The 249-nt window shown below is 33.3% G+C and carries 1 protein-coding gene; it reads left to right on the top strand.

Annotation, left to right across the window (positions count from 1 at the left end):
* Positions 1–115 precede the first annotated feature (115 nt).
* Positions 116–249, top strand: a 134-nt coding sequence (locus tag B3C18_RS08195; RefSeq protein ID WP_291145321.1) for a quinol:electron acceptor oxidoreductase subunit ActD, incomplete at its 3' end; no start/stop codon positions are given.

Below are 249 nucleotides of genomic sequence, written 5' to 3'. Positions count from 1 at the left end.
TTGTTTTTATTATACTCTAGAACATTCCCTGTAATTGCTCAGGCAGAGGTAAAAACAATTTTGAAAGGAACAGGAGATAATTACATTAGAGAAAGAGCAAATAAAGATTCACATCATGAGTAATAAAGTAATATACGCCATTTATAATGACGATGATATTTTGATGGATGCAGTAAAGAAAACCAGAGCTGCTCATCATCATATTGAAGAGGTTTTTACTCCATTCCCAGTTCACGGATTGGATAAAGC

It is taken from the genome of Flavobacterium sp. UBA7680 (assembly GCF_002482975.1).
Lineage (GTDB): Bacteria > Bacteroidota > Bacteroidia > Flavobacteriales > Flavobacteriaceae > Flavobacterium.
This window is presented reverse-complemented; position numbering and strand designations above follow the sequence as displayed.